The sequence below is a fragment of the Streptomyces sp. NPDC050264 genome (assembly GCF_040655895.1).
Lineage (GTDB): Bacteria > Actinomycetota > Actinomycetes > Streptomycetales > Streptomycetaceae > Streptomyces.
Window position 1 is genome coordinate 536,658 of record NZ_JBFAKV010000001.1, and the last position, 14,981, is coordinate 551,638.

Sequence of the window (14,981 nt, forward strand, 5' to 3'; positions counted from 1 at the left end):
GATCGCGACTCCCCTGCCGAACACGGCGATCGCCCGTCCCACCGGCGTCAGCACACACGCGTACAACCAGACCACCGGCACCACGACGAGGACCCGCGTGAGCGGTACGAGCACCTTCTCGTACAGCAGGCGGCCGACCACGGTGAGCGCGTCCCACGCGAGGCGTACGGGCACCACGAGGACGAGCGCGACGATGCGCACCGGCAGACGGATCGCGACGACGAGACAGCCGTCGGGCTCGGGGCGCTTTTCCAGGTCCATGCCTGTCAGGACGCCACAAGCGGCACGGTGGATCCATTTCGCGGGCACTTGACCACCCGCGTGGACGTTGATCCCCTCGTATAGGCACACTTTGCCGATAGCCAGCCACTATGAGGGGGACCCTCGCATGATCACGCTCACGAAGGAAGACGGCCCGGCGGACCTGGACGGAGTCACGCATCTGTCCATCGGGGTTTCCTGGGACCCCACCTCCGGGAGCAGCGGCGGAGTGCTCGGCACCCTGCGCCGCAAGCAGGGCACCGACCTGGACCTGATCGCCATCGCGATGCAGGGCGCGGACCCGGTGCGCCTGGCCGGTCTCGACTCGCTGGACCCGCTGGCCAACGGCTCGCTGGTGCACTCGGGTGACAACCAGACGGGCAAGGGCGACGGTGACGACGAGACGGTCACCGTCGAGTTCGCGCGGATCCCGCAGAACATCACGGCGATCGTGTTCGTCGCGGCCGCGTTCAAGAAGGGCAGCTCCTTCCAGAAGGCCCGCAACGTCAGCATCAAGGTGTACGACGCCACGGGCGGCAGCAGCCAGCAGGTCGCCGACATCTGGCCGAGCATGCTCAGCGCCGACAACGGCTGCGCGGTGGCCAAGGCGGTCCGCGGTGCGGGCGGCACCTGGAAGCTGGAGGTCATCAACACGACGGGCAAGATCAAGCAGGGCGACGAGATCGCCCTGATGCGGTTCGCCGTGAGCAAGTAGCAAGCAGGCAGCACGTATGGAGTAGGCAGCACGTACGCCGAAGGGGCGGCCGGTTGGTCAACCGGCCGCCCCTTCTTGTAAGCCTCGCCTGCTGCCTACTACTTGACGACCGTCAGCGGCAGCAGCTTCTTGCCGGTCGGGCCGACCTGGATGGTCGTGTCCATCGCCGGGCAGACACCGCAGTCGAAGCACGGCGTCCAGCGGCAGTCGTCGACCTCGGTCTCGTCGAGCGAGTCCTGCCAGTCCTCCCAGAGCCAGTCCTTGTCGAGACCGGAGTCCAGGTGGTCCCAGGGCAGGACCTCCTCGTACGTGCGCTCACGCGTCGTGTACCAGTCGACGTCCACACCGTGGGCGGGCAGCGCCTTCTCGGCGCACGCCATCCAGCGGTCGTAGCTGAAGTGCTCGCGCCAGCCGTCGAAGCGGCCGCCGTCCTCGTAGACGGCACGGATGACGTCGCCGATGCGGCGGTCACCGCGGGAGAGCAGTCCCTCGACGATGCCGGGCTTGCCGTCGTGGTAGCGGAAGCCGATGGAGCGGCCGTACTTCTTGTCGCCGCGGATCTTGTCGCGCAGCTTGGTGAGCCGGGCGTCCGTCTCCTCGGCCGACAGCTGCGGCGCCCACTGGAACGGCGTGTGCGGCTTGGGCACGAACCCGCCGATCGACACCGTGCAGCGAATGTCGTTGCCCGCGACCTCGCGGCCCTTGGCGATGACGTTCGCCGCCATGTCGGCGATCTGCAGGACGTCCTCGTCCGTCTCCGTCGGCAGGCCGCACATGAAGTACAGCTTCACCTGACGCCAGCCGTTGCCGTAGGCGGTGGCGACGGTCCTGATCAGGTCCTCTTCGCTCACCATCTTGTTGATGACCTTGCGCAGGCGCTCACTGCCGCCCTCGGGGGCGAAGGTGAGGCCGGAGCGGCGGCCGTTGCGGGTCAGCTCGTTGGCCAGGTCGACGTTGAAGGCGTCGACGCGGGTCGACGGGAGGGACAGGCCGATCTTGTCCTCGGTGTACCGGTCGGCGAGGCCCTTCGCGATGTCACCGATCTCGGAGTGGTCGGCCGAGGAGAGCGACAGCAGGCCGACCTCCTCGAAGCCGGTCGCCTTCAGGCCCTTGTCGACCATGTCGCCGATGCCGGTGATGCTTCGCTCCCGCACGGGGCGCGTGATCATGCCGGCCTGGCAGAAGCGGCAGCCGCGGGTGCAGCCGCGGAAGATCTCGACGGACATCCGCTCGTGGACCGTCTCGGCGAGCGGCACGAGCGGCTGCTTCGGGTACGGCCACTCGTCGAGGTCCATGACGGTGTGCTTGGAGACCCGCCACGGCACGCCCGACTTGTTCGGTACGACGCGGCCGATACGCCCGTCGGGGAGGTACTCGACGTCGTAGAAGGCGGGGATGTAGACGTTGCCCGTCCTCGCGAGACGGAACAGCACCTCCTCGCGCCCGCCGGGGCGCCCCTCGGCCTTCCAGGCGCGGATGATGTCGGTCATGTCGAGCACGGCCTGCTCGCCGTCGCCGATGATCGCGGCGTCGATGAAGTCGGCGATCGGCTCCGGGTTGAACGCCGCGTGGCCGCCCGCGAGGACGATCGGGTCGTCAAGGGTGCGGTCCTTGGACTCCATCGGAATCCCGGCCAGGTCGAGCGCGGTCAGCATGTTCGTGTAGCCGAGCTCGGTGGAGAAGCTCAGCCCGAAGACGTCGAACGCCTTCACCGGGCGGTGCGAATCGACCGTGAACTGGGGGACCTTGTGCTCGCGCATCAGCGCTTCCAGGTCCGGCCAGACGCTGTACGTGCGCTCGGCGAGGACGCCCTCGCGCTCGTTCAGCACCTCGTAGAGGATCATGACGCCCTGGTTGGGCAGACCGACCTCGTACGCGTCCGGGTACATCAGCGCCCAGCGGACGTCGGAGGCCTCCCACGGCTTGAGCGTGGAGTTGAGCTCTCCGCCGACGTACTGGATCGGCTTCTGCACATGCGGGAGCAGCGCTTCGAGCTGCGGGAACACAGACTCGACCGCTTGGGGCGCCGCGGCGGCGGCTTCGGCAGGCATAACCGTGGACCTTTGTGAGCTGACAGGGGGACCCTCAAGGCTAACCCGCCGAGAGGCCGGGCTCCGCCGCCCGATTCCACACCTTCGGAAGTTCCCGTTCCCGGTCCGCGGCGGCCGCCTGCTCCTGCCCGTACAGCAGACCCCAGGCGAAGGCGGTCTCACCTGCGGCGTGCGCCTGGATCGCCAGGTCCCGCAGCGCCTCGCGGGCGACGACGGAGTCCTGGTGGTCGCCGAGCAGCGACTGCACCTTCTTGACGCGCTTGGTGAATTTCCGGGCCTGCTTGCCGAGCGCGGGCACGGCCGTCTCCCCGGCGTAGCGGGCGCGCTTGGCGGCCTTGCGGGCCTCGTGCAGCGCGACGTCGCGCTCCGTGCCGGGCGCGAGGGCCACGGCGCGCTCGACGCGGGCCGCGAGGCGCGCGTGGTCCTTCAGGGCCGCCTTCGCCAGCACGTCGGCGGCGGGGCGCTCCGCCGCGGGCTTCAGCGGCGGGTCGGCGAGCAGCGCGTCGAGGCTTTCGAGGACGGCCAGGTAGCGCTTGCCGTCGAGCACGGCGACGGTGTGCCGACGCGAGCCCAGGCGGCGGGCCACGGCCCAGATCCGCAGCCGTCCCCGTACGGGCCCGAGCAGCAGGGTGCGCGGCAGCGCGTCGATCCGCTCGGTGAGCCGCTCGGTCAGCACCTCGCGGTCGCGGTCGATGCCCAGCTCCCCCGCGAGCCACTTCAGTTCCTCACCCACGGGTTCCGTCACGGCCGGGTCGAGGACCTTCTTGTACGTCTTGAACGCGCTGCGCAGCCGCCGGGTCGCGACCCGCATCTGGTGCACGGCGTCCGGCAGGTCCCGGCGCACGGCGGGGTCCAGCTCGACGAGGGTGTCGCGCTGTCCCCGCAGCCGGGCGAGGATGTGGTCCCCCGCGGTGACGGGCTCCTCGGGAGAGGCCTCCGGGGGCGCGCCGGCGCCGGTCGCGTCGAGGGCGCGGGCCAGCTTGGAGGTGGCGGCGGACCGCTCGACCCCGGCCTTGCGGAGCCGCTTCTCGACCTTGCCGAGGAACTCGGGGTCGCCGTCGTCGGCCAGTTCGACCTCGATCTCGGTCCACGCGGTGGCCCGCTCGCCGCCGACGCGTTCGGCGCGCACGGCGTCCACGCACACCTCGGCGAGCAGCGCGCCGTCGGCGTCGGTCAGATGGGACACGTCGCGGGACGTCAACAGCCGTACGACGGGGACGAGTTCACTTTCGCGGGTCCGGGACCGGACGAGCCCGGCGAGTGCCCGGGGCACGTCGTCGGAGAGCGGCGCCCGCACCTCGTCCCGTACGCCCTCGCTCAAGGCGACCGGCAGCTTGAGGTGCCAGCCCGCGTCGTCGCCGCCGGTGCGGCGCCGCAGCGTGATCCGGTGGGCGGCGAGCCGCTGGTCGGGGGTGTCGTAGTACACGGCGTCGAGTTCCACGACGCCCTTGTCGATGACCTCCGACACTCCGGGGACCTTGTGCAGGTCGGGCAGCCGGAAGTGCTCGGCAGGGGCGTCGTACTTCCGCTCGATCTCGCGCTTGGTCTCCGCCATACCTTGAATTTAGACGGCAAGTGGGCGCCCCGACAGGGGCGCGGGGAACTACGCGAGCAAGCCCCGCGAACGCGGCACCCGCCGACGAGCCAGACCCCCTACGGCGAGAAGGCCCTGGGGCGCAGCCCCACGCGAGAACCCGCCGAACCGCCGGAGGCCTACGCCGACATCGGGCGTTGCACCCTGATCGACTGCAACAGCCCCACCGCCACCCACACGGCGAACATCGATGATCCTCCGTACGACACGAACGGCAGCGGCAGGCCCGCCACCGGCATGATGCCGAGGGTCATCCCGATGTTCTCGAACGCCTGGAACGCGAACCAGGCGATGATCCCGGCGGCGACGATCGTGCCGTACAGCTCCGTCGTCTCCCGGGCGATCCGGCAGGCCCGCCACAGCAGTACGCCGAGCAGCAGCACGATCGCCCCTGCCCCGAGGAACCCCAGCTCCTCGCCGGCCACCGTGAACACGAAGTCCGTCTGCTGCTCGGGCACGAACTGGCCGGTCGTCTGCGATCCGTGGAAGAGGCCCGCGCCGGACAGGCCGCCCGAGCCGATCGCGATCCGCGCCTGGTTGGTGTTGTAGCCGACGCCCGCCGGGTCGAGGGCGGGGTTGGCGAAGGCCGCGAACCGCGCGATCTGGTACTCGTCGAGCACGCCGAGCTTCCACACGGCGACGGCCCCGGCCGCGCCGACGCCGATCAGCCCGAGCACCCACCGGTTGGACGCGCCGGAGGAGAGCAGCACGCCGAGCACGATCATCACCATGACCATGACGGAGCCGAGGTCCGGCATCAGCATGACGACGGCCATCGGGACGGCGGCGAGCCCCAGCGCCTGCAGCACGGTCCGGTGGTCGGGGTGGTCCCGGTCACCGGCGTCGACGCGCGCCGCGAGCAGCATCGCCATGCCCAGGATGATCGTGATCTTCACGAACTCGGAGGGCTGCAGGGAGAAGCCGCCGCCGATGATGATCCAGGCGTGCGCCCCGTTCACCGTGGCGCCGAGCGGGGTCAGGACGAGCAGCACCAGGAAGACGGAGATCCCGTACAGGATCGGGACGGCCGTGCGCAGGGTCCGGTGTCCCAGCCAGATCGTGCCCACCATCAGGCCGAGTCCGATGCCGGTGTTGAGCAGGTGCCGGAAGAGGAAGTAGTACGGGTCGCCCTGGTTGAGCTCGGTGCGGTTCCTCGTGGCCGAGTAGACGAGCGCCGCGCCGATCATCGACAGCGCGAGCGCGGACAGCAGTATCGGCCAGTCGAGGCGGCGCACCACCGAGTCGCGGGCCATGAGCCGCGACATGGTGGAGCGCTGGGGACCGTACCCGGAGACGGAGAAGCCATTGGTGCCGGCCATCGTGGGTCAGTCCCTCCTGCTGGTCGTCGTGGCGGGCGGGCCCGCCGCCAGGTTCTGCGGCGCCGCCGGGTCCTCCTTGTTGGGCTCGTACGGCTTGATCTCCGGGGCGTCGATCGAACCGTCGGACTGGATCTTCGGCAGGGCCTTCTCCGGCTCGGGCAGCAGCGCCTTCTTCAGATCCTGCTTGCCGTTGCCGTCGAGGCCGTAGATCGCGTCGTAGATCTTGCGGACGGCCGGTCCGGAGGCGCCGGAACCCGTACCACCCTGGGAGATCGTCATGACGATCGAGTAGTCCTTGGTGTACGTCGCGAACCAGGACGTCGTCTGCTTGCCGTAGACCTCGGCGGTACCGGTCTTGGCGTGCATCGGGATCTTGTCCTGCGGCCAGTTCTGGAAACGCCAGGCGGCCGTTCCGCGGGTCGCCACTCCCGCCAGTGCTTGGTCTATCTCGTTGCGCGTCTTGCCGGTCATCGGGAGCTTGCCGTTGGTCTTCGGCTGGATCTCGGAGACCTGCTTGCCGTCGGCGCTGACGACGGCCTTGCCGACCTCGGGCGCGTGCAGGGTGCCGCCGTTGGAGATCGCCGCGTAGATCGACGCCATCTGTATCGGCGTGACGAGCGTGTCGCCCTGGCCGATGGAGTAGTTGACGGCGTCACCGGCGCGCATGAGGTTGCCTTCGAGGCAGTTCTCGTAGTTCAGCCGCTGGACGTAGTCGCCGTCCTTCTTGCCGGACTTGCACCAGGAGTCCTTGTTGGCCGCCCAGAACTTCTTCTTCCATGTCCGGTCGGGGACCCGGCCGGTGACCTCGTTGGGCAGGTCGATGCCGGTCTCCTTGCCCAGGCCGAACTGGTGGGCGGTCTTGTAGAACCAGTCCTTGGTGTTCTTGTTGCCCTTGAGCCCGCCGTCCTTCTTCCACTCGTTGTGGGCGAGACCGTAGAAGACGGTGTCGCAGGAGACCTCCAGGGCGCGGCCCAGGCTGATCGGGCCGTAGTTCTCCGACTCGAAGTTCTTGAAGACCTGGTTGCCGATGGAGTACGAGCTGGTGCAGGGGTAGCGGCCGTTGAAGGAGTAGCCGGCGTTGACCGAGGCCGTCGTGGAGACGACCTTGAAGATCGAGCCCGGGGCGGCCTGGCCCTGGATCGCCCGGTTCAGCAGGGGGTAGTTGGACTTCTTGCCGGTGAGCGCGGCGTAGTCCTTGCCGGAGATGCCGCCGACCCAGGCGTTCGGGTCGTACGCCGGGTTGGACGCCATGGCGACGACGCGGCCGGTCTTGGCCTCCAGGACCACGACGGCACCGGAGTCGGCCTTGTAGTTGGTCCCGGTGTTCTTGTCGAACTCCTTGCGGGCGGTCTTCATCGCCTCGTTCAGCTCGGCCTCGGCGACGGACTGGACGCGGGCGTCTATCGACGTGACGACGTTCGCGCCCGGTTCGGCCTCGTCGCTGTTGGCCTGGCCGATGACGCGGCCGAGGTTGTCGACCTCGTAGCGGGTGACGCCGGCCTTGCCGCGCAGCTCCTTGTCGTACGTGCGCTCCAGGCCGGAGCGGCCGACCTGGTCGGAGCGGAGGTACGGCGAGTCGCTGTCCTTGGCCTTCTCGATCTCCGCGTCGGTGACCGGGGAGAGGTAGCCGAGGACCTGCGCGGTGTTGGAGCCGCCGGGGCCCGCGTAGCGGCGCACGGCGGTCGGCTCGGCGGTGATGCCGGGGAAGTCCTCGCCGCGCTCGCGGATCTGCAGGGCCTGCTTGGGCGTGGCCTCGTCGGTGATGGGGATGGGCTGGTACGGCGATCCGTTCCAGCAGGGCTGCGGCGTCTTGGCGTCGCAGAGCCGGACCTTCTCCTCGACCTCCTTGGGCTTCATGCCGAGGACGTCGGCGAGCTTGGCCAGGACGCTCTTGCCGTCGTCCTTCATCTTCATCAGGTCGGTGCGGGAGGCGGAGACCACGAGCCGGGTCTCGTTGTCCGCGATGGGCACGCCGCGCGCGTCCAGGATCGACCCGCGCACGGCGGGGGTGACGACCTGCTGCACGTGGTTGCCGGAGGCCTCCTTGGCGTACTCGTCGCCGTTGCGGATCTGGAGGTACCAGAGGCGGCCGCCGAGGGTCAGCAGGAGGGAGAGGACGAGGATCTGCAGGACGATGAGCCGGATCTGGACGCGCGGTGTCCGGCCCGTCTCGGGAATGTTGGTCACGGTGGTGGGCTCCCCCTCTCAGTACGAGTACGAGTACGTGTACACCCAAAAGCTGTGCGTCAACTGCCGTGCGGACACCGGCGCTTGGGTCGCGGGTACGGGAGTCACAGGCGCTTGACCCCCTTGATGCGTCCGGCGCGGGCGGCGCGCGCCTTGGCGGTCTTCATGCGCAGGCCGCCGCGCTGGTTGCCGATGCGCAGGCCGGTGCCGGCGGAGAGCCAGCCGGCGGACACGTCGGCGGTCTTGCCGGAGCTGCCGGAGGTCTCGGCCAGCGGATCGTTGTCCGCGCGTCTGGCGAGCGCCATCACGCCGGGCACGACGAACGGCGCGAGCAGCAGGTCGTACAGCGCGGCGGTGAACAGGAGGCTGCCGAGGCCGACGTGCCGGGCGGCGGTGTCGCCGACGAGGGCGCCGACCCCCGCGTACAGCAGGGTCGTGCCGACGGCGGCGCCGACGACCACGACCATCGGGCCGGTGGCCGAGCGCAACTGCCCGTTGTCGGGCTTGGCGAGGCCGGCGAGGTAGCCGATGAGGCAGAGCACGAGGGCGTAGCGGCCCGCGGCGTGGTCGGCGGGCGGGGCGAGGTCGGCGAGCAGACCGGCCCCGAAGCCGACGAAGGCGCCGCCCACGTGCCCGTAGACCAGGGCCAGGCCCAGGACGGTCAGGAGCAGCAGGTCCGGTACGGCGCCCGGGAGTTGGAGTCTCGCGAGGACGCAGACCTGGATGACCAGGGCGACGACGACGAGGACGGTGGAGAGCAGCATCCGGTTGAAGCGCATGATTCGTAGCTCCTCCTGACTACTGCTCGTAGCCGTTGTCGGCGGCGTTCGCGGACGGGGTGACCGTGACGGTCACGGTCGGGGCCGGCTTGGGCTTGGCGGGCTTGGACGGCAGGACCTCGTCGCGCGGGTCGGTGCGCGGGGGCTGCACGACGACGCCGACGATGTCGAGCTTGGTGAACCCGACGTACGGCTCGACGTAGACGGTGCGGGTCAGGTCGCCGCCGGAGGGGTCGACGCGGACGACCTTGCCGACCGGGACGCCGGGGACGAACGGCTTGTCGGCCTGGGAGCCGAAGGTGATGAGCCGGTCGCCCTTCTTGACCTTGGCCTTGCCGTTGAGCAGCTGGACGCGGAGCGGCCGGTCGCCCTGCCCGGAGGCGAAGCCGAGCTCGTCGGTCTTCTCCATGCGGGTGCCGACGGTGAAGTCGGGGTCGTTGGCGAGCAGCACCGTGGAGGTGCCGGGGCCGACGGTGGTGACGCGGCCGACGAGCCCGTCCCCGTTCAGGACGGTCATGTCGCGCTTGATGCCGTCGTTCGAGCCCGCGTCGATGGTGACGGTCCAGGAGAAGCCCTGCGCGGACCCTATGGCGATGATCTGGGCGCCCTTGATGCCGTACTGGCCGGCGCCCGCGGTCTTCATCATGGTGTCGAGCTGGTGGATCTTGCTGCGGTTGCGGTCGTCGCTGCCGAGCTCGGCCTTCAAGGCCGCGTTCTCGCGCTCCAGTTGACCGATGCGGTCGTGCCGGTTGCCGGAGTCGCGGACCGCGCTCACGGCGTTGCCGATGGGGTCGACGGCGCCCGAGACGCCGTTCTCCACCGGACCGAAGACCTTGGCGGCGGCCTGGCGGGCACCGTCGACCGGCGAGTCCTCACCGCCGCGGATGTCCACCGTGATCAGTGCGAACGCGATGGCGATCAGCAGCACCAGGAGCAGCCGGCTCTCTCGTGTGTCCCTCACGTGCGGCGGCCGTGCCTTCCTCATATGGAATCTGGGGAATTGTTATGCCTTGCCTATATATCAACGATCCGCCGCACGAAGTGGCAGCCACTCGTACGGCGGACGTTTTCGCCTCACGTCATCTGCGGGGCGAGGCGTCCAGCACCTGCTGGAGCGCTTCGAACTCCTCGACGCACTTGCCGGAACCGAGCGCCACGCTGTCCAGCGGGTCCTCGGCGATGTGGATCGGCATGCCGGTCTCGCGGCGCAGCCGCTCGTCCAGGCCGCGCAGCAGGGCGCCGCCGCCGGTCAGCACGATGCCCCGGTCCATCACGTCACCGGAGAGCTCCGGCGGGCACTTGTCGAGGGTGGTCTTCACCGCGTCGACGATCGCGTTGACCGGCTCCTCGATGGCCTTGCGGACTTCCGCCGCCGAGATGACGACGGTCTTCGGCAGGCCGGACACGAGGTCGCGGCCGCGGATCTCGGTGTGCTCGTCGGAGTCGAGGTCGTACGCGGAGCCGATCGTGATCTTGATCTGTTCGGCGGTGCGCTCACCGAGGAGGAGCGAGTACTCCTTCTTGATGTGCTGGATGATCGCGTTGTCCAGCTCGTCGCCCGCGACGCGGATCGACTGTGCCGTGACGATTCCGCCGAGCGAGATGACCGCGACCTCGGTGGTGCCGCCACCGATGTCCACCACCATGTTGCCCGTGGCCTCGTGGACCGGGAGCCCGGAGCCGATGGCCGCGGCCATGGGCTCCTCGATGATGTGCACCTGGCGGGCACCGGCCTGCGAGGAGGCCTCGATGACCGCGCGGCGCTCGACGCCGGTGATGCCGGACGGCACGCACACGACCACGCGCGGACGCGCGAGGTAGCGCCGCTTGTGGATCTTCAGGATGAAGTAGCGGAGCATGCGCTCGGTGATCTCGAAGTCGGCGATCACGCCGTCCTTGAGGGGACGCACCGCCACGATGTTGCCCGGGGTGCGCCCGATCATCTTCTTGGCTTCGGCGCCGACCGCGAGGATGCCACCGGTGTTGGTGTTGATCGCGACCACGGACGGCTCATTGAGCACGATCCCACGACCCCTGACGTACACCAGCGTGTTGGCGGTCCCGAGGTCGACAGCCATGTCACGGCCGATGAACGACATTGAGTTCCCCATCAGGATTCGTCTGGCCTTCCCAAGTGGAGCGTTTGATTGCTTGTCAGGTAGGCGAGAGGTGGACGCGTGTGGCGTGGAGGCTTCCATCGTAGTCTCGCCTGCACGATCACGGCGCGAAGGTCTTCGCCATTGTCAGCATGCGAACCCCTGCCCCGCTAATGGGGACGTGCCGACGGAGGGTTGCGTTCCCCCAATCGGGCCGCATATGCCAAAGAGCGGCCCAATTTCTCGGGCCGCTCCAGGTCAGTCGCACCGGGCAACTGACACAGCATCAGAAAACAGATTCCGGGGGTCTCATCAGTCGAGACCGCGAAGCTCGGACCGGGCCTCGGACCAGGCTTCGGACCGGAATCCGGAGCAGCCCTCAGACCAGGTTCGGGAAGAAGATCTTCAGCTCGCGCCCGGCCGAGTCCTCGGAGTCCGAGGCGTGGATCAGGTTCTCCCGGACGATGACACCGAAGTCACCGCGGATCGAACCGGGGGCCGCGGCGATCGGGTCGGTCGGACCGGCCAGCTGGCGTACGCCCTCGATGACCCGCTCGCCCTCGACGACCAGCGCGACGACCGGCCCGGAGGACATGAAGGCCACCAGCGGCTCGTAGAACGGCTTGCCCTTGTGCTCGCCGTAGTGCTGCTCCAGCGTCTCCTGGCTCAGGCTGCGCAGCTCCAGGGCGCTGATCGTCCAGCCGGCCTTGCGCTCGATGCGGCCGATGATCTCGCCGATCAGGCCGCGGCGGACCGCGTCGGGCTTGAGCAGGACGAGCGTGCGCTGGGTCATGTTGGCTGGACTCCTTGTGCGGCCTGGATGTGCGGTGGGCCCGAGATTACAGGGGGTCACCGGGGCCGCTCGCTGCGGGTCGCGCCGCGGGTGGGCGAGTGCGGGTCCGGCGCGGGCTTGTCGCGCCGTTCCCCGCACCCCACAACGCAGCGAACTCACGCGGCGCTGGAACCCTGCTCCGCCCAGCGGGCCTTCGCCTCGTCGATCTTCCGTCCGAAGTGGATCGAGGCCCACCACAGGGCCGCGAAGACCGCGCCCAGGAAGAACATCAGCGGCACCCAGAAACCGCTCACGATCAGCGCGATCTGCAGGGCCCAGCCCGCCTGGACGCCGCCCGGGCGGGACAGCATGCCGCACAGCAGCACGCTCAGCACCATGGCGACACCGCACACCGTCCAGACGAGAGCGCTGGACAGATCGGGGTCCTTCATCGCCACCAGACCGGCGAAGCCGATGACGAAGAACTCGCCGATCAGGGTCGAGGAACACAACGTACGCACAGCGGATCAGCCCTTCCCCAGCAGCAGCCTGGCCTCGCCGACCGTGATCACGGAGCCGGTGACGAGCACTCCCCCGCCCGCGAACTCGCCCTCTTCCTCGGCGAGCGTGATCGCGGCCTCCAGCGCGTCGTCGAGCCGCGGCTCGACCTGCACCCGGTCGTCCCCGAAGACCTCCACCGCGACGGCCGCGAGCTCGTCGGCGTCCATCGCCCGGTGGCTGGAGTTCTGCGTGACGACGATCTCCGCGAAGATCGGCTCGAAGGCCTCGAGCAGCCCCCGCACGTCCTTGTCGGCGCTGGCGCCGACGACCCCGATGAGCCGGCTGAAGTCGAAGACCTCGCTGATCGCCTCGGCGGTGACCCGGGCCCCCGCCGGGTTGTGCGCGGCGTCCAGGACGACGGTCGGCGAGCGGCGTACGACCTCCAGGCGGCCCGGCGAGGTGACCGAGGCGAACGCCGTGCGGATCGTGCCGATGTCGAGCGGGCGCGCGTGCTCCGAGCCGATGCCGAAGAACGCCTCGACGGCGGCGAGCGCCACCGCCGCGTTGTGCGCCTGGTGCGCGCCGTGCAGCGGCAGGAAGATCTCCTCGTACTCACCGCCCAGGCCGCGCAGTGTCACGAGCTGGCCGCCGACGGCGACCTGACGCGCGACGACACCGAACTCCAGGCCCTCGCGGGCGGCCGTCGCGCCCTTCTCCACGGCCTTCTTGAGGATCACCTGCGCCGCGTCCACCGGCTGCTGCGCCATGATCACGGTCGCGTCCTGCTTGATGATCCCGGACTTCTCGCCCGCGATCTCACCCGGCGTGTTCCCGAGCCGGTCGGTGTGGTCGAGGTCGATGGGCGTGATGACGGCGACCGAGCCGTCGATCACGTTCGTCGCGTCCCAGCTGCCGCCCATGCCGACCTCGACGACCGCCACGTCGACGGGGGCGTCCGCGAAGGCCGCGTACGCCATACCGGTCAGCACCTCGAAGAAGGAGAGCCGGTACTCCTGCTGGGAGTCGACCATCTCGACGTACGGCTTGATGTCTTCGTACGTCTCGATGAAGCGCTCGTGGTCGATCGGGGCGCCGTCCAGGCTGATCCGCTCGGTGACCGACTGCACGTGCGGCGACGTGTACCGGCCGGTGCGCAGCTCGAAGCCGCCGAGGAGGGCCTCGATCATGCGGGCCGTGGACGTCTTGCCGTTCGTCCCCGTGATGTGGATCGAGGGGTACGCCCGCTGCGGCTCGCCCAGCACGTCCATCAGCGCGGCGATCCGGCTGACGGACGGCTCCAGCTTCGTCTCGCCCCAGCGCGTGGCGAGGTCGGCCTCCACCGCGCGCAGCGCCTTCTCCACCTCCGGGTCCTGCGGACGCGCGGGGACGCCGTCGCCCTGCGGCGTGCCGCCCTGGGTGCGCAGGGTGCGGCTACCCGCCTCGATCACCGCGAGGTCTGGGTCGCGCTCGGTCTCGGCGCCCACGATCTCCTCGAAGGCGTCGGAGTCGGGGTGGCCGGCGGGCTCGTCGTCGCTGCTGTCGCGCGGAGGGAGGTCGCTCACGTACGCCAGTCTACGGAGGCGCGCCGACAAGGCGGACGACGCCACCCATGGACCCGATTCGGGACTTTCGGCCCGTCCGGTTCAGGACCTTGGTCCCACCGCCGCACAGCATCACCCTGCAAACTTGGCGATCATGGACATAGGGATCGATCTCGGCACCGCCAACACCCTCCTCTACGTACGCGGTCAGGGCATCGTGCTGAACGAACCCTCGGTCGTCGCCGTCAAGACAGGCCATCGCGGCGCGCTCGCCGTCGGCACCGAAGCGAAGGAGACCATCGGACGCACCCCCGGCTCGATCACCGCGATCCGGCCGCTGCGCGGCGGCGTCATCAGCGACTACGAGGCCGCCGAGGAGATGATCCGGTACTTCGTCCGCAAGGCCGTGCCCGGCCGCCGGCCGCGTACGCGCATGGTGGTGTGCGTCCCCAGCGGCGTCACCCCCGTGGAGCGGCGGGCCATCGTGCACGCGGCCCAGCGGTCGGGCGCGCGGGCCGTCCATCTGATCGAGGAGCCGATGGCGGCCGCGATCGGCGCGGGGCTCCCGGTGGCCGAGCCGCGCGGATCGATGGTCGTCGACATCGGCGGCGGCACCACGGAGGTGGCCGTGATCTCCCTCGGCGGTGTGGTCACCGCGCAGTCGCTGCGGGTGGGCGGCGACCGGTTCGACGAGGCCGTCACCGACCACGTACGCAAGACGCACGGGCTGCTGATCGGGGAACGGACCGCCGAGGACGTCAAGGTCGCGATCGGCTCGGCGTGGCCCGTGCCCGGTGACGAGGCGTTCGAGATGCGGGCGTTCACCGTGCGGGGGCGCGAGAAGGTCGCGGGGCTGCCGAAGACGGTCGAGCTGACGGTGCGCGAGGTGCGCGCCGCGCTCGACGAGCCGGTGGAGGCGATCATCGCCGCGGTGCGGGCGACCCTGGAGGAGTGCCCGCCGGAACTGTCCGGGGACGTCATGGAGCACGGGATCGTGCTGACGGGCGGGGGCGCGCTGCTGCCGGGCCTCGACCTGCGCCTCACGTCCGCCACCGGGATCCCCGTGTTCGTGGCCGAGGACCCGCTGAACAGCGTCGCCCTGGGCTGCGGAAAGTGTGTGGAGGACTTCGACGAACTGCAGCGGGTGATGACGGCCGCGTAGGCG

General features: G+C 69.7%; 12 protein-coding genes and 1 pseudogene. 2 read left to right on the forward strand and 11 right to left on the reverse strand.

Translation table 11 applies throughout. From position 1 onward, the window contains the following. Positions 1–261, reverse strand: a pseudogene (locus AB0J02_RS02415) (hypothetical protein); the annotation flags it as partial. Between the two features lie 127 nt (positions 262–388). Here AB0J02_RS02415 and AB0J02_RS02420 point away from each other — a divergent pair. Further along, positions 389–976: a TerD family protein gene (locus tag AB0J02_RS02420; protein WP_363191631.1), complete on the forward strand. Its 588-nt coding sequence runs from the start codon at positions 389–391 to the stop codon at positions 974–976. Positions 977–1,074: 98 nt separating this feature from the next. On the opposite strand, the gene AB0J02_RS02425 is transcribed toward AB0J02_RS02420, so the two are convergent. The 10 genes from AB0J02_RS02425 to AB0J02_RS02470 all read right to left on the reverse strand — a co-directional run bounded on the left by AB0J02_RS02425 (position 1,075) and on the right by AB0J02_RS02470 (position 13,837). Further along, positions 1,075–3,027 carry a TIGR03960 family B12-binding radical SAM protein gene (locus tag AB0J02_RS02425; protein WP_363191633.1) on the reverse strand — a complete coding sequence of 651 codons (1,953 nt, stop codon included), beginning with the start codon at positions 3,025–3,027 and terminating at the stop codon, positions 1,075–1,077. Positions 3,028–3,067: 40 nt separating this feature from the next. Beyond that, positions 3,068–4,582, reverse strand: a complete 1,515-nt coding sequence (locus AB0J02_RS02430; RefSeq protein WP_363191634.1) for a CYTH and CHAD domain-containing protein — start codon at positions 4,580–4,582, stop codon at positions 3,068–3,070. A gap of 158 nt (positions 4,583–4,740) precedes the next feature. After that, positions 4,741–5,940, reverse strand: coding sequence for a rod shape-determining protein RodA (gene rodA / locus AB0J02_RS02435; protein WP_363191635.1), 1,200 nt, complete (start codon positions 5,938–5,940; stop codon positions 4,741–4,743). A 6-nt stretch (positions 5,941–5,946) separates the two neighbouring features. Beyond that, a complete protein-coding gene (gene mrdA, locus AB0J02_RS02440) occupies positions 5,947–8,127 on the reverse strand; it encodes a penicillin-binding protein 2 (protein ID WP_363191636.1) in 2,181 nt (726 codons plus the stop codon). 104 nt (positions 8,128–8,231) lie between these two features. Next, complete coding sequence (mreD, locus tag AB0J02_RS02445; protein ID WP_363191637.1) at positions 8,232–8,906, reverse strand: rod shape-determining protein MreD; 675 nt, start codon at positions 8,904–8,906, stop codon at positions 8,232–8,234. Between the two features lie 19 nt (positions 8,907–8,925). Then, positions 8,926–9,867 (reverse strand): rod shape-determining protein MreC, encoded by a 942-nt coding sequence (mreC, locus tag AB0J02_RS02450; protein WP_363191638.1) that lies wholly within the window; start codon positions 9,865–9,867, stop codon positions 8,926–8,928. 118 nt (positions 9,868–9,985) lie between these two features. Beyond that, positions 9,986–11,005: a rod shape-determining protein gene (locus AB0J02_RS02455; protein WP_018531437.1), complete on the reverse strand. Its 1,020-nt coding sequence runs from the start codon at positions 11,003–11,005 to the stop codon at positions 9,986–9,988. Positions 11,006–11,381: 376 nt separating this feature from the next. After that, on the reverse strand, positions 11,382–11,795 hold the full coding sequence (gene ndk, locus AB0J02_RS02460; protein ID WP_363191639.1) for a nucleoside-diphosphate kinase: 414 nt from the start codon (positions 11,793–11,795) through the stop codon (positions 11,382–11,384). Positions 11,796–11,950: 155 nt separating this feature from the next. After that, positions 11,951–12,295, reverse strand: a complete 345-nt coding sequence (locus tag AB0J02_RS02465; RefSeq protein WP_363191640.1) for a DUF4233 domain-containing protein — start codon at positions 12,293–12,295, stop codon at positions 11,951–11,953. Between the two features lie 6 nt (positions 12,296–12,301). Continuing rightward, a complete protein-coding gene (locus tag AB0J02_RS02470; RefSeq protein ID WP_363191641.1) occupies positions 12,302–13,837 on the reverse strand; it encodes a folylpolyglutamate synthase/dihydrofolate synthase family protein in 1,536 nt (511 codons plus the stop codon). 133 nt (positions 13,838–13,970) lie between these two features. Here AB0J02_RS02470 and AB0J02_RS02475 point away from each other — a divergent pair, with 133 nt between their 5' ends. Then, positions 13,971–14,978 (forward strand): rod shape-determining protein, encoded by a 1,008-nt coding sequence (locus AB0J02_RS02475; RefSeq protein WP_363191770.1) that lies wholly within the window; start codon positions 13,971–13,973, stop codon positions 14,976–14,978. Positions 14,979–14,981: the final 3 nt, after the last annotated feature.